We start from the raw sequence: 17,320 nt of genomic DNA on the forward strand, positions 1-17,320 counted from the left end.
CCGCCGGAGCGGCGGCGCCCGCCGCGGGCGCGCCCTGCGCCAACGCGGCACCGGAGCCCGCCGCGACGAGGAGCGCGGCGAGGGCAGCGCGGCATGCGGCGTTACGCGTGCTGGCTGACTGCTGGATCAAAGACATCAGGAGAACCCTCTCGCTGGCCCGCTCGGCCCTTGCGGCGGACGCGGCCTCAAATCCGCCCGGCTCCTCGCCGCAAATTGCGGCGAGAGCTGGGCCGGCGAACTTCAGCCATTCCATAGCCTTCATTTGCGGACAGTTCCAGTTTCACGCTAACCCGGATTCGGTTCCCGGCAGGAAGCAGCAAGGACGAGAGCGCACGTGCGATTGGCACCAGGCCGCCGCTGGCGGCAGACGATAGCCGCCGCCCTCATCGCGATCCTCGGCCCGGGCACCGCCTTGGCCGCGCCGGCGCACGGCATCGCGATGCACGGCGATCTGGCGCTTCCCGCGGATTTCGCCCACCTGCCCTATGCCGATCCCGAGGCGCCCAAGGGCGGGCGGCTCGGCCTCGCCGCCGTCGGCACCTTCGACAGCCTCAACCCGTTCATCGTCCGCGGCACCGCACCGCGCGGCCTCTGGGACCTCACCTGGGGCAACAATGTCTGGGAGAGCCTGCTCGCGCGCAACAAGGACGAGGCCTTCTCGCTCTACGGCCTGCTCGCCGAGGCGGTCGAGACGCCGGACGACCGCTCCTGGGTGGCGTTCACGCTGAACCCGAAGGCGCGCTTCTCCGACGGCACGCCCGTGACACCGGAGGACGTCCGCTTCTCCTTCGAGCTCCTGGCGAAGAAGGGGCGGCCGAACTTCCGCTCCTGGGCCGATTCGGTGACGCGGATCGATCTCGTCGGCGAGCACGGCATCCGCTTCACGCTCGCCGAGGGTGCGAGCCGCGAGCTCCCGCTCCTCCTCGGCATGTTCCCCGTTTTCCCCAGGCACGCGACCGATCCGGATACGTTCGACAGGTCCGGCTTCTCCGTCCCGCCCGGCTCGGGCCCCTATGTCGTCGGCAGGGTCGAACCCGGCACCCGCGTCACGCTGAAGCGCGATCCCGCCTATTGGGGCAAGGATCTCCCGGTGAAGCGGGGCTTCGACAATTTCGACGAGATCCGCATCGAGTACTTCCGCGACGCGAACTCCTATTTCGAGGCCTTCAAGAAGGGCCTTTTCGACATGCTCGACGAGAGCGACCCGAATCGCTGGGCGACCGGCTACGACTTTCCGGCCGCGCGCGACGGGCGCGTGAAGCTCGAGAAGTTCGAGACCGGCATCCCCCAGCCGATGACCGGCTTCGTCTTCAACACGCGCCGGCAGCCTTTCGCCGATCCGAAGGTCCGCGAGGCGCTGACCTACCTGTTCGACTTCGAGTGGATCAACCGCAACCTCTATCATGACCTCTACCGGCGGACGGCGAGCTTCTTCGAGGGTTCCGAGCTGTCCGCGATCGGCCGGCCGGCCGGCGCGCGGGAGCGCGCATTGCTCGCGCCCTATGCCGGCTATGTCCGCCCCGAGGTGATGGACGGCACCTATGCGCCGCCGGCGGGCGACGGCTCCGGCCACGACCGCGGCAATCTCCGCAAGGGGCTCGATCTCCTCGCCGCGGCCGGCTGGGAGATCCGCGACGGCCGCATGGTGGAAGCCGCCACCGGCAGCCCGCTCCGCTTCGAGATGCTCGTGCTCTCGCGCGACCAGGAGCGGCTGGCCCTCGCCTTCCAGCGCACGCTGCGGCTCCTCGGCATCGAGCTCTCGGTCCGGCAGGTCGACGCCGCGCAATATTGGGAGCGCCTGAAGTCGTTCGATTTCGACCTCATCCAGTGGACCTATCCGTCCTCGCTCTCGCCCGGCAACGAGCAGCGCTTCCGCTGGTCGTCGCAGGCGGCGCGGAGCGAGGGGAGCTTCAACTATGCCGGCGTCGAGAACCCGGCGGTCGACGCCATGCTCGATGCGCTGGTGGCCGCCAAGGACCGGCCGGAATTCGTCGCCGCCGTGCGCGCCCTCGACCGCGCGCTGATCTCGGGCTTCTATGTGTTGCCGCTCTTCCACGCGCCGGAGGACTGGACGGCGCGCTGGGCGCGGGTGGATCATCCCGCCAAGCCGTCCCTCTACGGGCCGGAACCGACGACCTGGTGGGCGAAGGAGGCCGGAAAGTGACGGAAGCCGTCCGGGCGCTTGCCCTCGACGTCGTGTCGGACGTCGTCTGCCCGTGGTGCTATCTCGGCAAGAAGCGCCTGGAGAAGGCGCTCGCCCTCGCCGCCCCGCTCGTGGTGACCGTGCGCTGGCGGCCCTATCAGCTCGACCCGACCATCCCGCCGGAGGGGAAGAGCCGCGCGGCCTATCTCGCGGAGAAGTTCCGCGATCCCGCCCGCGTCGAGGCGATGCATCGCGACCTCGCCGCGCTCGGCGCCGCGGAAGGGATCGCCTTCCGCTTCGAGGCGATCGCGGTCTCGCCGAACACGCTCGACGCGCACAGGCTGTCCCGCTGGGCGCTCGGCGCCGGCGTGCAGGAGGCGGTCGTCGACGCACTCTTCCACGCCTATTTCGTCGAGGGCCGCGACGTCGGCGACCGGTCCGTCCTCGCCGGCATCGCCGGCGCCTGCGGCATGGACGCCGCCGAAATCGCCGATCTCCTCGCTTCCGACGCCGATTGTGCCCGCGTCGAGGAGGAGATCGCGCTCGCCCGCCGGATCGGCGTCACCGGCGTGCCGACCTTCATCGCCGGCGAGCGCTACGCCCTTGTCGGCGCCCAGGCTCCGGAGGCCCTCGCCGAGGCGCTTGCCGCGATCGCGGCCCGTCAGGACGCCGATTCCGCGCCGTGACGGAGCGGCCCGCCGCGGCGTCCCACCCTGACGCTATCGGCCTGCGGCGCCTCCGCTTGTTCTGTCGTCCTGCCCGGGCTGCTTGTTCTGCTCCGGCACCGGGCTGCCTGTTCCGCTCCGGCCCCGTGCCGCTTGCTCTGTCGTCATGCCCGGGCTCGACCCGGGCAGCCATCGGCCTCCCGTTCGGGCCCGCGACCTTCTTCCGGATCGCCGGATCAAGTCCGGCGACGACGACGGAAAATGGCGGCGAGACGCCCTCGACGTGACGCGCCCCGCCGGGCCCTGACGGGCGGCCTCATTCGCCGGGCGCGAGCGGAGGGATGTTCAGATTGCCGCGGAAGAGGTTCTCCGGGTCGTAGGCGGTCTTGATCGCCCGGAGCCGCCGGTAGAGCGCCTCGCCATAGGCTGCGCGGATGCGCCCCGGCGCCTCTTCCTCCGTCAGGAAGTTGACATAGGCCGCCCCCGAGCCGAACGGCTTCGTCGCCTCGAACGCACGCCGCACCCAGCCGATATGGAGGTCGTCTTCCGCGCCCTCCTCCCACGCCCCCTGCACGACCACGCCATATTGTGCGGCGCGGATGCCGACCGCGTTCGTGTCCGGCGCCGTGCGGGCGGGGGCGCCGCCGAGATGCATGACGAGGATCGCCGAGTGCGGCGAAGGATTGGCGGCCGCGCTTTCGCGCAGAACCGCCATCAGACCGTCCGCCATCGCGCCCGCTTCGTTCGACTTCCAGTAGTAGCGGCGGCCGAAGGGCTGTCCGCCGTCGAGGAAGCTCTGGAACGCCACGAAGTCCTTGGGTGCGATCGTATCGGCGGCCGGCGGGCCGAAGGCCTTGAGCCTTGCCATCGCCGCCGCCCCCTCGGCCGGATCGCCGGTCCAGTGCGCCGCGATCGCCGCGATCGGCTTGCCGTGAAGCTCCGCCGGGATGAAGGGCGCCGGCGGCGCCTTCCGCAGGATCAGCAGGCAGGTGAGCTCGTCCGGAGCCTCGGCCGTGATCGCGCGATAGAGCCGCATGACGGCATCGGCGCGCTCGAAGGGATGCACGACCATTCCGCAGAGCGCCTGCGGGCCGTGCCGGTGGGCCCGGAACGTGAACGACGTCACCACGCCGAAATTGCCGCCGCCGCCGCGAAGCGCCCAGAAGAGGTCCGAATGCTCCTCAGCGCTCGCCCGCACCGATCTGCCGTCGGCGGTGACCACGTCTGCGGTGACGAGATTGTCGGCCGTGAAGCCGAACCGGCGCGACGTCCAGCCGAAACCTGCGCCCAGGGTCAGGCCGGCCACGCCGGTCGCCGAGATGATGCCGCTCGGCACCACCAGCCCGTATTGCTGGGTTGCGGTGTCGACATCCTTCCACGTCGCGCCCGCCTCGACGCGGACCTCCATGGCGGCCGGATCGACCGCGACCGCGCGGCGGGTGCTCATGTCGATCGTCACGCCGCCGTCGCAGAGCGCCGCGCCGGCGACGTTGTGTCCGCCGCCGCGGACCGAGAGCGGCAGCCCGGTGCGGCGCGCAAAGGCGATCGCCTCCGCGATCTCGCCGTCGTCCCTCGGCCGCACGACCAGGGCGGGCCGGCGCTCGATCATCGCGTTCCAGATCCGGCAGGCCTCGCCATAGGCGGGGGCGCCCGGCAGGTGGGCGGAGCCCGCCAGGCGTTCCGCCAGCGCTCGCACCGCCTCGCCGTGGTCGCGGCCAGGCTTCTCCGTGTTCATTGCTATCACGCTCATCGCGGTTCCTCCTTGAGAACTGGCTTGAGAACCGGCCCGGATATTCGCCGGCGGGAGGAACGGCGCCAGTTCAGGAACTGAATCGCGGCGGTACAGAAACTGAACTATAGTTCGTTGCACGACACCGATGAATTCCGAGCGAGGCCGGACGCATGGTTCGCGAGAGCTACGGACAGTTCTGTCCGGTGGCGATGGCTGCCGAGATCCTCTGCAGCCGCTGGACGGTCCTGCTCGTCCGGGAGCTCGTCTCCGGCTCGACGCGCTTCAACGAGATCCGCCGCGGCCTTCCCCGGATGTCGCCGGCGCTCCTCTCCAAGCGCCTGAGGGATCTCGAGGAGGCGGGCATCGTCCGGCGCACCGCCTCGTCCGGGGAACCGGGCCTCGTCCAGTACCATCTCACCCAGGCGGGTCTGGATCTCCGGCCGGTGATCGAGACGATCGGCTTCTGGGGGCAGCGCTGGGTCGAGACCGAGGCCTCGCTGAAGAACCTCGACCCGGACCTGCTGATGTGGGACATGCGGCGCAATCTCGAGCCGGCACCCCTGCCGAGGCGCCGTTCCGTGATCGAGTTCATCTATTCCGACCAGCCGGCGAACCGCCGCACCTACTGGCTCGTCGTGCAGCCGGAGGCAGAGATCGACGTCTGCTCGGTCGATCCGGGCTTCGACGTGGATCTCTACGTGGCGACCGACCTGCGGACGATGACGATGATCTGGATGGGGCTCACCCCGCTCAGGGAGGCGCTCGCGGCGCGCAAGCTGTCGCTGACGGGGGACCGCGCGCTCGCCGGCAGCGTGGAGGCCTGGCTCGGCCTCAGCCCCTTCGCCGCGGAGAAGAAGCGCGCTACGGCGTGACGCCGGCAGGTGCCGTCGAGGAGGAGATCGCGCTCGCCCGCCGGATCGGCGTCACCGGCGTGCCGACCTTCATCGCCGGCGAACGCTACGCCCTTGTCGGCGCCCAGGCTCCGGAGACCGTTGCCGACGCGTTTGCCGCGATCGCGGGCCCGACAGGACACCGACGGCCGCACCACGCGGGTCAAGCGGCCGCAGTCGAACGGCATCGTCGAGCGGCTGCATCGCACCCTGCTCGACGAGCACTTCCGCGTCGAGGGGCGCCGCACCTGGTTCGAGACCATCGAGGAAATGCAGGCGGTTCTCGACACCTGCCTGGAGGAGTACCATCAGCGCCGGCCGCCCCAGGGCCGCGGCATGAACGGCAGGACACCGGCCGGCGCCTTCATCGACAGCCTGGCGAGCCCGCCACAGCAGAAGGAGGACAACCCAGCAGAAAGATGAACCGTCAAACAGGCCGCCTGAGCCCCGCTCACAGAAACGGCACTGTCAAGCAATTACCCTGTCTGTATATCCCGCTCCACCGATGCCGAAACACATCCCATAACGGCTTCCTCCCTTACCCAAGCCTGGAACGGAACGAAACTTAGGAGAACAGCTAAGTCTTATGTCAACCGTTCGCTCAATCACTGAACACAATTAGCCCAACAGTCGCGATTCTCGGCATAACAGCGGTGGCGCGCCTCAGTCGTCGTGACCGCCACACAGTGCGAAAATGTTATAGAGCAACTTGCCCGACATTGTCTTTCCACTGCCCTAGGCTCCTTACCATCGGCACATTGGTTGATGCGAATATTGTACATGTAATTACACATGGCATGACATACGGCGCCCGCCGGTTGCTCCCACGGGCATTCCATGTTGCACAGGGTGTCCACCTGTCTGACTTCGTCCTCACAACTCGCAGACACCGCATCTGCTGATAGCGCGGCCAGCAGTGAAAACACTAGAATCGGGAGCTGTCGTGGCTCATTTTTGGCGCACTGGTCTTCCAGGAGTGTTTGCGCAATGAAAAGGTCGCTAGCTTTCTCCAAGTTCGACTTCATCGACGATGCTCCCTTTTTGCGTGTTCTGATCGGTTTATAGGCTAACGTCTCCGAAATACCTTGTGCACAGTATGTCAATGTCCGACCCCGAGTGCTGACGCACCCGCTGTCATCATTCGTTATACAACTGAACATCGATCAGGACAAATGTCCTCATGTGGTGCCAAAGTCGGCCAGTGGAGCAGCGCCGTAGGGCGATCTACAATGTCCTCTTAAGCTTCTTTCCGTGCTAGGCTTGGGCAAGGGAGGAAGCTGTTATGGGACGCGTTCCGGCATCGGTGGAGCGGGAGGCGCGTGCGCACACCCCGCACCAACGGCTTTGTCGAGGGCTTCAACGGCACCGTCTTCGACGAGTTCTTCCGGGTGAAGATGCGCGACACCTTCTATGAGACGGTGGAGGCCCCTCCAGGCCGATCTCGATCTCTGGCTTGTCTACAACACCGAAGGCCCGCACGTTGGCTATCGAAACCAAGGCCGCAGGCCAATCAAGACTCAAGTCATTCGTCACTCAAGAATCTAAAGAGAACACTTTGTCATACGGGCGTAGCCGTGAAGAACCTGCCTCAGGTCCCGTCCTTGTCGATGGCGCTGATTCTGTCCCATCATACAGTGGGACGGAATACCTACCCTCGGGCGCGGACCACTGGAGCACGCTGCCGCCGGAGTAACCTGATCAGAATCTACAGCTTGGGTGTTTCAACAAGAGCTCTCCTGCCGTCCGAGCGACTTGCGTATGTGACCCTATTGACATATCTTAGCTCTTCCAATCAACCGGAGCAAGACCATGCCGGCCGGCTTCAGAACACCTCTCATCCTATCGATGCTCATTCTAGGGCTGATGCCGTTTCCGGCATTCGGATCGTCTACTCTAAACTTAGTTGCAGGCCTAATTTGCATTAAACCGCCAGCCCACGTACCGCGGCTGTTCCAGCTTGATCGCGTTCAAAACGCTTCATGTGTTTACTGTGAAGCGTGGTCTGACCGATGCCGGCAAATGTTGCCAGGCTGTCTAGATAGAAACAACTACTGTCGCCCTGAGGTGGTCTGCCCCTAACCATTCCTTCAGCAGCCAATCGATGCCGATAGCGGCTCACCAGCGGAAGGGGCAAAGTGGATTAACTGATCGACAGACATATCTGGAACGAGTTGAGTCACTGCGCGACTAAAATAATCAATTTGCATTACAGGAGGGGATCATGCGGCTAAAAGGTTGTTTTGTAATACTGCTTACAACGCTTTACTTTGTCGCAAGCCCGGCGTTGTCGCAAAGCGACTTTCTTTTTCAAATGCCTGAGACAAATGGCGATGGGACGGGCCGATTTAGCACCCAGAATCGGCCAACTGTTACAGAGACGTTAGGATTTCTTGGGAGAAAGCTGAGGGGCGCAGAGTCACGAATCCTGAATTACACCTACAATGATTGTATTTTTTTGCGGTCTTTTGAATCGGCTTACGTCAAGGACGGCCATCAATTAGGAGATATTATTGATGTAAGCATACTTGAAGGACCGGCGTTTGGGATCTTTCTAGACTTCCGAGGTGATAACTACTGCGATGGGCGGAGAAATCCAAGAGAGATCTCCTGGCGTATTATCATTGAGTATGAGAAGCTGCAGCATGTACGTGGCGGCAGAATATCAGGTATTCAGTCGTTCAGGTTAATATGTCACAACGATTATAGATGCATTCATATGAAATTTTCGGAGTCCCAGTCTGCGTTACCGTGGTGGAAGTCTTACAAATCATTCATTTGGATTCCGTTTACTGACGACGAAGATCGGATTTTTTCGGCATTTGTTAACATTACAAAATATAATTCCTTTCCCGATGATCCGTTCTGACCGAGATAATATTAATCGCCCTTGGGCTATGACTTAGTCAGGACCAGAATGCCTGTACAGAGAGCGTAATCGGTTGACAGTGCCGCTCCTGTGAGCGGGGCTCAGGCGGCTTGTTTGGCGGTTCGTCCTTCTGCTCGGTTGTCCTGCTTCTGCTGTGGCGGACTCGGCAGGCCCTCGATGAAGGCGACGGCCGGTATCCTGCCGTTCATGCCGCCGCCCTGGCGCGGCCGGCCCTGATTGTAGCCCTCCAGGCAGATGTCGAGAACCGCCTGCATTCGTCGATGGTCTCGAACCAGGTGCGGCGATCTCAGCAGGAGACACGTGAGCGCCCTTCTCACGCCGCCTTCTTCTCCGCCTCCTCGGCGATCCGGACCAGCCGGGTCATGATGCTCGCCGCTCCCTTCAGCCGGTCGTCCTCGCGCGGCCAGTCGCGCTGGAAGACGACCTTCTGGTCGGGGCGGATCTTCGCCATCGCGCCCTGCTCGCCGATATAGCGCACGAGCCCGGCGGGATTGGCGAACTCGTTGTTGCGGAAGGCGACGACGACGCCCTTCGGCCCGGCGTCGAGCTTCTCGACATTGGCGCGCCGGCAGAGCGACTTCACGAACACCACCTTGAGGAGATGCTCGACCGCGTCCGGCAGCGGGCCGAAGCGGTCGATGAGCTCGGCGCCGAAGCCGTCGATCTCGGCAGCGCTCTCCAGATCGGCGAGCCGGCGGTAGAGGCTCATCCGGAGCTGCAGGTCCGGCACGTAGTCCTCCGGGATCATGATCGCGGTGCCGAGCGTGATCTGCGGCGACCAGCGCTCCTCGCCCGCCTCCGCGTCGCCGCCCGCCTTCAGGCTCGCCACCGCCTCCTCGAGCATCTGCTGGTAGAGCTCGAAGCCGACCTCCCGGATATGGCCGGACTGCTCCTCGCCCAGGAGGTTGCCGGCGCCGCGGAGGTCGAGGTCGTGGCTGGCGAGCTGGAAGCCCGCGCCGAGCGTGTCGAGCGATTGCAGCACCTTCAGCCGCCGCTCGGCCATCTCCGTCAGCCGCTTGTCGGCCGGCACCGTGAAGAGCGCGTAGCCGCGCGTCTTGGAGCGCCCGATCCGGCCGCGGATCTGGTAGAGCTGGGCGAGGCCGAACATGTCGGCGCGGTGGACGACGAGCGTGTTCGCGCGCGGGATGTCGAGGCCCGATTCCACGATCGTGGTGGAGAGCAGGATGTCGTACCGCCCGTCGTAGAAGGCGTTCATGATCTGGTCGAGCTCGGAGGGCGGCATCTGGCCGTGCGCGACGGCGACCGTCGCCTCCGGCACCTCGGCGTCGAGGAACGCCTTGATCTCGGCGAGATCGGAGATGCGCGGCACGACGTAGAAGGACTGGCCGCCGCGCACCCGCTCCCTGAGCAGCGCCTCGCGGATCGTGAGCGGGTCGAAGGGCGAGACGAAGGTCCTGACCGCCAGCCGGTCGACCGGCGGGGTGGCGATCATGGAGAGGTCGCGCACGCCGGTGAGCGCGAGCTGCAGCGTGCGCGGGATCGGCGTCGCGGACAGCGTCAGCACGTGGACGTTGGCGCGGATCTCCTTCAGCCGCTCCTTGTGCTTGACGCCGAAATGCTGCTCCTCGTCGACGATGAGGAGGCCGAGATCGCGGAACTCGATGCCCTTGCCGAGGAGCGCGTGGGTGCCGATCACGATGTCGACGGTGCCGTCGGCGATCCCCTTCTTCACCTTGGCGAGCTGGGCGGAGCCGACGAGGCGCGAGGCCTGCTCGACCACCACCGGCAGCCCGCGGAAGCGCTCCTGGAAGGTGCGGAAGTGCTGGCGCGCGAGCAGCGTGGTCGGCACCACGACGGCGACCTGCTTGCCGTCCATCGCCGCGACAAAGGCGGCGCGGAGCGCGACCTCGGTCTTGCCGAAGCCGACATCGCCGCAGATGAGCCGGTCCATCGGCCGGCCGGCGACGAGATCGTCGAGCGTCGCATCGATCGCCGCCATCTGGTCGTCCGTCTCCTCGTAGGGGAAGCGGGCGGCGAACTCGTCGTAGACGCCGTGGGGCGGCGGCAGCTCCGGCGCCTTCCGGGTGAGCCGCATCGCCGCCGTCCGGATGAGCGCATCGGCCATCTCGCGGATGCGCTTCTTGAGCCGCGCCTTGCGGTTCTGCCAGCCGACGCCGCCGAGCTTGTCGAGATCGGCGTCCGAGCCCTCCGGGCCGAAGCGGGTGAGCAGCTCGATGTTCTCGACCGGGAGGAAGAGCTTGTCGCCGCCGGCATATTGCAGCTCCAGGCAGTCGTGCGGCGCGCCTCCCGCCTCGATCGACCTCAGGCCTACAAACCGGCCGACGCCGTGGTCCAGGTGGACCACCAGGTCGCCAGCCGCGAGGCTGGTCGCCTCGGTGATCGCGTCCGCCGCCCGCTTCCTCTTCCGCGCTGCGCGGACGAGGCGGTCGCCGAGCACGTCCTGGTCGCCGATGACGGCGAGATCGGGCGTCTCGAAGCCGGTCTCGAGCGGAAGCACGGCGAGCGCGGTCGCGCCGTTCGGCAACGCCTCCGCCTCTGCGGCCGTCTCCACCGCAACGAGCCGCTCCAGCCCGTGATCGTGGAGGACCTGCGTGAGACGGTCGCGCGCGCCGTCGCTCCAGGCCGTGAGGATCACGCGCTTCTTCGACTTGCGGAGCGCGGCGATGTGCTCCACCAGCGCGTCGAAGACGTTGACGTCGCCCGCCGCGCGCTCGGCCGCGAAGGTCCGGCCGGTACGCCCGTCGAGATCGATCGTCAGCCCGCCGGTCTCCTCGGGCTTGGCGAAGGGCGAGAGCACGGCGTGGCGACGGTCGGCGAGGAGCGAACGCCAGCCCGCGCCGCCGAGATAGAGGGCCTCGGGCGGAACCGGCTTGTAGGGGACCGCGCCGCCGGCGGCCGCCGCGTGAGCGATCCCCTCCTTCCGCGCGGCGTAATGGTCCTCGACCTGGTCGAGGCGCGACTTCACCGCCTCGTCGACGAGATGGCCGAGCACGACCGGCACGTCCGGGAGATAGTCGAGAAGCGTCTCGAGCCGCTCGTAGAAGAACGGCAGCCAGTGCTCCATGCCGGCGAAGCGGCGGCCTTCGGAGACAGCCTCGTAGAGCGGATCGCCGCCGGTGACGGCGCCGAAGGCATCGCGATAGGCCTGGCGGAACCGGCTGATCGTCTCCTCGGTCAGGATCACCTCGCTCGCCGGCACGAGGTCGAGGCGGGGGATCTGGCCGGTCGTGCGCTGGCTCGCCGGGTCGAAGGGGCGGATCGTCTCCAGCGTGTCGCCGAAGAAATCGAGGCGGATCGGCGCCGGCGAACCGGCCGCCCACAGGTCCACGATGCCGCCGCGGACCGCATATTCCCCGATCTCGCGGACGGTCGCCGTGCGGTCGAAGCCGTTGACCTCCAGCCATCCGACGAGCCCCTTCATGGGCGCCACGCTGCCGGCCTTGGCGCGCCATGCCCGCCCCTTCACGATTTCGCGCGGCAGCACGCGCTGGACGATCGCGTTCGCGGTCGTGAGAACGATCCGGGGTGCCTTGCTCCAGTCGTCGAGCGCCAGCGCGTGAAGCGCGCCGATGCGGCGCGCCGAGACGTCGTGGGCGGGGGAGACGCGGTCGTAGGGCAGGCAGTCCCAGGCCGGGAAGGTCATCAGGGAGACGTCCGGCGCGAAGAAGGCGAGCGCCTCCTCGGTCAGCGCGAGACGACGCGCATCCGGCGCCACGTAGACGAGCGTGCCCTCCGAGCGGGCGAGGTCGCCGAGGATGCGGCCCTCATAGCCGTCCGGGACGCCGCCGACGATCAGCCGGTCGTGCTGCTTCAGAAGCGCCGCCGGGCTGCCGGTGATGCTCTTCTTCATAGCGGCTGCCCCGCAATGCCGGCCTGGAAGCGAAGGATGCTCTCGTATACGGGACCGGCGAGCTCCGCCGGCGCCGGCTCGGCGCCCATGATCCAGGCGAGGAGCGCGTTGTCCGGCAGGTCGAGAATCATCTCGAACTCGGCGAGTTCCGCCTCGTCGAGCCGGCCGATCCTCGCATCAGCGAAGCGCCCGAGAATGAGGTCCATCTCGCGCGTGCCCCTGTGCCAGGCGCGATAGAGCGCGCGGCGGCGGCGCAGGTCGAGATCGTGGCTGGAGCGGGTGGAGCCGGTCATTGCCGCCGGATGTAGGAGCCGGCGCCAGCCCCGGTCAAGCAGGCGCGTGGAACCCCTCGACGGCCCCTGCGATCCCGACCGCCTCGCCGCCGCTTTGACCCGCACCCCTGCCGGGGCGATAAGGCGCCATGCGTCCCTCGCTCCTCGATCCGCTCTTCGCGCCGGCAAGCGTCATCCCCGGGGTCGGCCCGCGCGTCGCCGCGCTCCTCGGCCGCTTTCTCGGCGACGGAGGCGAGCCGATCGTCCGGGACGTGCTGTTCCACCTGCCGCACGCGGTGATCGACCGCCGCGTCAGGCCGCCCCTCTGGGCGCTGCCGCAATCCGGGACCGTGACGGTCGAGGGGGTCGTCGAGCGGCACGAGCCGCCGCCCGTCGGCTCGCGCGCGCCCTGGCGGGTGATCCTCGCCGAGGGCGGCGCGGCGGTGCAGGTCGTCTATTTCCACGCCCGCGCAGACTGGATGCTGAAGCTCTTCCCGGTCGGCGCGCGCCGGATCGTGAGCGGCGCCGTCGAGTGGTTCGACCTCCGGCCGCAGATTTCGCACCCGGACTACGTGCTCGCCCCGGAGCGTGCCGGGGATCTGCCCGCGCTCGAGCCGGTCTATGGCGGAACGGCAGGGCTGTCTCCCAAGGTGCTCCGCAAGGCAATTGTCGCCGCACTTGCCCGCCTGCCCGAACTGCCGGAATGGATCCCCGCCGATCTCAGGGCGCGGGAGCACTGGCCGTCCTTCTCGGACGCGCTTCGGCAGGTGCATGAGCCGGCCGAGCCGGCCGACGCCGATCCGAAAGGCCCCGCCTGGCGACGGCTCGCCTTCGACGAGATGCTCGCGAGCCAGCTCGCGCTCGGGCTGGTGCGGGCGAGCGCGAGGCGGGTGCGCGGCGAGGCGTGGCGGCCGGCGGGTGCCGTCGCGGCTGCACTCCGGGCCGCCCTTCCCTTCGCGCCGACCTCGTCCCAGGAGCAGGCGATAGCGGAGATTTCAGCCGATCTCGGCTCCGAGACCCGCATGATCCGCCTTCTGCAGGGCGACGTCGGTTCGGGAAAGACGCTGGTCGCGCTGTTCGCCATGGCCGCCGTTGCGGAGGCGGGCGGCCAGGCCGCTTTGATGGCGCCGACCGAACTTCTCGCGCGCCAGCATTTCGCAACCATGGCGCCGCTCGCCGAAGCGGCCGGCCTGGAGATCCGGCTCCTCACCGGCAAGGACAAGCCGGCCGAGCGCGCGGAGGCGATTGCGGCAATCGCCGCCGGCCGGACCAGGCTGGTTGTCGGCACGCATGCGCTCTTCCAGGGCGAGGTCGCCTTCAAACGGCTCGGCCTCGCCGTCGTCGACGAGCAGCACAGGTTCGGGGTGCACCAGCGCCTGGCGCTCTCCGCGAAGGGCATGAACCCGGACCTCCTCGTCATGACCGCGACGCCGATCCCGCGGACGCTCGTCCTCTCCTGGTTCGGCGACATGGACGTCTCGCGCCTGACGGAAAAGCCCGCCGGCCGCAGGCCGATCGACACGCGGCTCGTCTCGCTCGACCGCCTCCCGGAGCTCGTGGCTCGGATCGGCGGCGCGCTCGCGGCCGGCGAGAAGGCCTACTGGGTCTGCCCGCTCGTCTCGGAGTCCGAGCAGTCCGATCTCGCCGCCGCCGAGGAGCGCCACGCCGCGCTGCGGCGCACGTTCGGGGAGAAGGCGGTACTGGTCCACGGCCGGATGAGCGCCGCCGCCAAGGAGGCGGCAATGGAGCGGTTTCGCAGCGGCAACGGCATGGTCCTGGTCGCCACCACGGTCATCGAGGTCGGCGTCGACGTGCCCGACGCCACGATCATCGTCATCGAGCATGCGGAGCGCTTCGGCCTCGCCCAGCTCCACCAGCTCCGCGGGCGCGTCGGACGGGGCGCCGCCCGCTCGAGCTGCATCCTGCTCTATCGCGGGCCGCTCGGCGAGACCGCACGCGCGCGCCTGGAGATCATGCGCGAGACCGAGGACGGCTTCCGGATCGCCGAGGAGGATCTGAGGCTGCGCGGCGAGGGCGACCTCCTCGGCACGCGCCAGTCGGGCGTGCCGGGCTTCCGGATCGCGCGGGCGGACCTCCATGCGGAGCTCCTGCCCGTCGCGCGGGACGCGGCGCGGCTGATCCTTTCGCACGGTCCGCAGCTCGAGGGCGAACGGGCGGAAGCGTTGAAGCTCCTGCTCTATCTCTTCGGCCGCGACGATGCCGTCCGCCTGATGCGCTCCGGCTGACTATTCGGCCGCAACGGGAATTTCGCCCGCGCGCTCGGCGCCTTCCGCGAGCTCCCTCAGCCTGTTCTGATATTTCGGGGTGACCAGGCCTGCCGATATGACCAGCTTGGCGCCGTCCTCCACCGACATTTCGAGCTCGATCAGGTTGCGCCGCGGCACGAAGAGCAGAAATCCCGAAGTCGGGTTGGGCGTGGTCGGCAGGAACACGGAGATGAGGTCGTCCTCCTCCGGCACCTTGTGCGGAACCTCCCCCTTCGCGTCGGTCGCAATGAAGACGAGCGCCCACAGTCCCTTGCTCGGATATTCGATCAGCCCGACCTTCTTGAAGCTGCGCGCGGATTCCGACAGCACCGTCTCGAAGATCTGCTTAAGGGCCCGGTAGAGGTTCCGTACGACCGGCATCCGGTCGAGGAGGAGTTCGCCATAGCCGACGATTGTGCGCCCGACGAGATTGGCGGTCAGGAAGCCGAGCAGCGTCAGCAGGACGACCGCGACGACGAGACCGACCCCGGGCACCGAGAAGGGAAGATAGGAATCGGGATTGTAGGCCCGCGGGATGATCGGCTTCACCCAGCCGTCCACCCAGTGAATGATGGTCCAGCTGAGATAGATCGTGATCCCGATCGGCGCGGCGACCACGATGCCCGTCAGAAAGTAGTTCCGGAGCCGCATGCCAGCGTGTGACTTTCGCTTGGGCTCCGGCTCGAGTATCGGCTCCAGTTCCATACGACCTGCTCTCGATGGCCGCCGGAGGTCCCGTCAGGGGCGGGCCGAACGCCTCCGGCCAATATAGGAACCGGAGGCTGCATGCCGCAATGGATCGTCTATTCGACGGTGACCGATTTCGCCAGGTTGCGCGGCTGGTCGACGTCCGTCCCCATGACCACTGCGGTGTGATAGGCGATCAGCTGGACGGGCACGGCATAGACGAGCGGCGTGACTTCCTCCGCGGCGTCCGGCAGGACGATCGTCTCCATGGTCGCCATGTGCGTCGCGGCCGCTCCGGCCCGGTCCGTGACGAGGACGATCCGGCCGCCGCGTGCAGCCACCTCCTCCATGTTCGAACACGTCTTCTCGAACAGCCGGTCGTGGGGGGCGATCACGATCACCGGCAGCGTTTCGTCGATGAGCGCGATCGGGCCGTGCTTCAGCTCGCCGGCGGCATAGCCCTCGGCGTGAATGTAGGAAATCTCCTTGAGCTTCAGCGCGCCTTCCATCGCGAGAGGGAAGCTCGTCCCGCGACCGAGATAGAGCACGTCCTTGACCTTGGCGATCTCCTTGGCGAGGCCTTCGATGCGGCCTTCGAGCTTGAGGGTCTGCGAAACCAGCCGAGGCACCTCCATGGCTGCCGTGACGAGGCGTTCCTCGTCGGCGTCGCTCAGGATGCCACGCTGCCGCCCGGCCGCGACGGCAAGGGCGAAGAGGACCGAGAGCTGGCAGGTGAAGGCCTTGGTCGAGGCGACCCCGATTTCCGGCCCGGCGAGCGTGGGCAGCACGAAATCGGCCTCCCGCGCGATCGTCGAGGTCGGGACGTTGACGATCGCCGCGATCTTCTGGCCTGCCTTCCGGCAGTAGCGCAGGGAGGCGAGCGTATCCGCCGTCTCGCCGGACTGCGACACGAAGAGCGCGAGCCCGTCCGGGTCGAGCGGCATTTCCCGGTAGCGGAACTCCGAGGCGATATCGATGTCGACCGGCAGGCGCGCCAGCCGCTCGAACCAGTATTTCCCGACGAGACCCGCGTAATAGGCCGTTCCGCAGGCCGAGATGGAGAGCCGCGACAGCCGGCTGAAGTCGATCGGGGCTTCGGCCGGCAGCATCGTCCGGCCGGTCACGAAATCGACGTAGTGCCCGAGCGTGTGGGAAATGACTTCCGGCTGCTCGTGGATCTCCTTGAGCATGAAGTGGCGGTGGTTGCCCTTGTCGACGGTGAGGCTCGCCGCGACCGCATGGGTCATCGGGCGCTCGACGCGCCTGCCGCCCTCGTCGAAGATCTCGACGCTCCTGCGGGTGATGACGGCCCAGTCGCCGTCCTCGAGATAGGTGATGCGGTCGGTGAAGGGCGACAGCGCGATTGCATCCGAACCGAGATACATCTCGTCATGGCCATGCCCGATCGCGAGCGGGCTGCCCCGCCGGGCAGCGATCAGGAGGTCGTCATGGCCCTCGAAGAGCGCCGCCATCGCGAAGGCGCCTTGGAGCTTGCCGAGGGTTTCCGCCATCGCGTCCCGCGGCGAGAGGCCCCGTTGGAGCGCGAGCGTCAGGAGATGCGCGATCACCTCCGTGTCGGTGTCGCTGCTCAGCGTCCGGCCGGCCTCGCGGATTTCCTCGCGGAGCGCCTGGAAGTTCTCGATGATGCCGTTGTGGACGACCGCGACCCGCTCGGTCGCGTGCGGATGCGCATTCGCCTCGTTCGGTGCGCCATGCGTCGCCCAGCGGGTATGGCCGATCCCGACGAAGCCGGCGAGCGGGAGTTCCTTGAGGCGCGCCTCGAGGTTGACGAGCTTGCCCTGGGCGCGCCGGCGCGTCAGGTGACCTGACTCGAGCGTCGCGACGCCGGCCGAATCGTAGCCCCGATATTCGAGCCGGCGCAGCGCCTCCACCATCAGGGGTGCGACCGGGCTGCGCCCGATGATGCCGACGATACCGCACATGC

The 17,320-nt window shown here is 67.3% G+C and carries 11 protein-coding genes and 3 pseudogenes; 7 read left to right on the forward strand and 7 right to left on the reverse strand.

The window, feature by feature from the left end:
* On the reverse strand, positions 1-262 hold a 262-nt coding region (locus tag E4O86_RS23140), incomplete at its 3' end, for a hypothetical protein (protein WP_205520735.1).
* A gap of 177 nt (positions 263-439) precedes the next feature.
* Here E4O86_RS23140 and E4O86_RS06200 point away from each other — a divergent pair.
* Positions 440-2,164 carry an extracellular solute-binding protein gene (locus E4O86_RS06200; protein ID WP_161139723.1) on the forward strand — a complete coding sequence of 575 codons (1,725 nt, stop codon included), beginning with the start codon at positions 440-442 and terminating at the stop codon, positions 2,162-2,164.
* The gene (locus E4O86_RS06205) at positions 2,161-2,829 is read left to right on the forward strand and encodes a DsbA family protein (RefSeq protein ID WP_161139658.1); all 669 of its coding nucleotides are present in this window, start codon (positions 2,161-2,163) and stop codon (positions 2,827-2,829) included. The genes E4O86_RS06200 and E4O86_RS06205 overlap by 4 nt, the downstream gene beginning before the upstream one ends.
* Before the next feature lie 295 nt (positions 2,830-3,124).
* On the opposite strand, the gene E4O86_RS06210 is transcribed toward E4O86_RS06205, so the two are convergent.
* Entirely contained in the window at positions 3,125-4,558 is a 1,434-nt protein-coding gene (locus tag E4O86_RS06210) for an FAD-binding oxidoreductase (protein WP_205520736.1), read from the reverse strand.
* A 152-nt stretch (positions 4,559-4,710) separates the two neighbouring features.
* Between E4O86_RS06210 and E4O86_RS06215 the strand changes: the two genes are divergently transcribed.
* The 4 genes and pseudogenes from E4O86_RS06215 (at position 4,711) to E4O86_RS06235 (ending at position 8,296) form a co-directional block, all read left to right on the forward strand.
* On the forward strand, positions 4,711-5,412 hold the full coding sequence (locus E4O86_RS06215) for a winged helix-turn-helix transcriptional regulator (RefSeq protein WP_161139659.1): 702 nt from the start codon (positions 4,711-4,713) through the stop codon (positions 5,410-5,412).
* A 153-nt stretch (positions 5,413-5,565) separates the two neighbouring features.
* A pseudogene (locus tag E4O86_RS06225) lies at positions 5,566-5,853 on the forward strand (integrase core domain-containing protein); the annotation flags it as partial.
* A gap of 893 nt (positions 5,854-6,746) precedes the next feature.
* Positions 6,747-6,970: pseudogene (locus tag E4O86_RS06230) on the forward strand (integrase core domain-containing protein); the annotation flags it as partial.
* Between the two features lie 681 nt (positions 6,971-7,651).
* Positions 7,652-8,296, forward strand: coding sequence for a hypothetical protein (locus E4O86_RS06235; protein WP_161139661.1), 645 nt, complete (start codon positions 7,652-7,654; stop codon positions 8,294-8,296).
* Positions 8,297-8,397: 101 nt separating this feature from the next.
* Here E4O86_RS06235 and E4O86_RS06240 read toward each other — a convergent pair whose 3' ends face one another.
* The 3 genes from E4O86_RS06240 to E4O86_RS06250 are packed head-to-tail and all read right to left on the reverse strand — an operon-like array spanning position 8,398 to position 12,442.
* Positions 8,398-8,571, reverse strand: a complete 174-nt coding sequence (locus E4O86_RS06240) for a hypothetical protein (RefSeq protein WP_161139662.1) — start codon at positions 8,569-8,571, stop codon at positions 8,398-8,400.
* Positions 8,572-8,630: 59 nt separating this feature from the next.
* Positions 8,631-12,149, reverse strand: a complete 3,519-nt coding sequence (gene mfd / locus E4O86_RS06245) for a transcription-repair coupling factor (RefSeq protein WP_161139663.1) — start codon at positions 12,147-12,149, stop codon at positions 8,631-8,633.
* Positions 12,146-12,442, reverse strand: a complete 297-nt coding sequence (locus E4O86_RS06250) for an FAD assembly factor SdhE (protein WP_161139664.1) — start codon at positions 12,440-12,442, stop codon at positions 12,146-12,148. The genes mfd and E4O86_RS06250 overlap by 4 nt, the downstream gene beginning before the upstream one ends.
* Positions 12,443-12,570: 128 nt before the next feature.
* Between E4O86_RS06250 and recG the strand changes: the two genes are divergently transcribed.
* On the forward strand, positions 12,571-14,667 hold the full coding sequence (gene recG, locus E4O86_RS06255) for an ATP-dependent DNA helicase RecG (protein WP_161139665.1): 2,097 nt from the start codon (positions 12,571-12,573) through the stop codon (positions 14,665-14,667).
* On the opposite strand, the pseudogene E4O86_RS06260 reads toward recG, so the two are convergent.
* Positions 14,619-15,339: pseudogene (locus E4O86_RS06260) on the reverse strand (DUF502 domain-containing protein). The gene recG and the pseudogene E4O86_RS06260 overlap by 49 nt on opposite strands.
* Before the next feature lie 152 nt (positions 15,340-15,491).
* Positions 15,492-17,318, reverse strand: a complete 1,827-nt coding sequence (gene glmS / locus E4O86_RS06265; protein ID WP_161139667.1) for a glutamine--fructose-6-phosphate transaminase (isomerizing) — start codon at positions 17,316-17,318, stop codon at positions 15,492-15,494.
* Between the last annotated feature and the right edge of the window lie 2 nt (positions 17,319-17,320).

Source organism: Propylenella binzhouense (assembly GCF_009866965.1).
Lineage (GTDB): Bacteria > Pseudomonadota > Alphaproteobacteria > Rhizobiales > Afifellaceae > Propylenella > Propylenella binzhouense.

Coding starts and splice junctions, on each gene's coding strand:
- E4O86_RS06200 (WP_161139723.1), top strand. CDS start 440: ATGCACGGCGATCTGGCGCTTCCCGCGGATTTCGCCCACCTGCCCTAT.
- E4O86_RS06210 (WP_205520736.1), bottom strand. CDS start 4,558: ATGAGCGTGATAGCAATGAACACGGAGAAGCCTGGCCGCGACCACGGC.
- E4O86_RS06215 (WP_161139659.1), top strand. CDS start 4,711: ATGGTTCGCGAGAGCTACGGACAGTTCTGTCCGGTGGCGATGGCTGCC.
- E4O86_RS06235 (WP_161139661.1), top strand. CDS start 7,652: ATGCGGCTAAAAGGTTGTTTTGTAATACTGCTTACAACGCTTTACTTT.
- E4O86_RS06240 (WP_161139662.1), bottom strand. CDS start 8,571: ATGCAGGCGGTTCTCGACATCTGCCTGGAGGGCTACAATCAGGGCCGG.
- mfd (WP_161139663.1), bottom strand. CDS start 12,149: ATGAAGAAGAGCATCACCGGCAGCCCGGCGGCGCTTCTGAAGCAGCAC.
- E4O86_RS06250 (WP_161139664.1), bottom strand. CDS start 12,442: ATGACCGGCTCCACCCGCTCCAGCCACGATCTCGACCTGCGCCGCCGC.
- recG (WP_161139665.1), top strand. CDS start 12,571: ATGCGTCCCTCGCTCCTCGATCCGCTCTTCGCGCCGGCAAGCGTCATC.
- glmS (WP_161139667.1), bottom strand. CDS start 17,318: ATGTGCGGTATCGTCGGCATCATCGGGCGCAGCCCGGTCGCACCCCTG.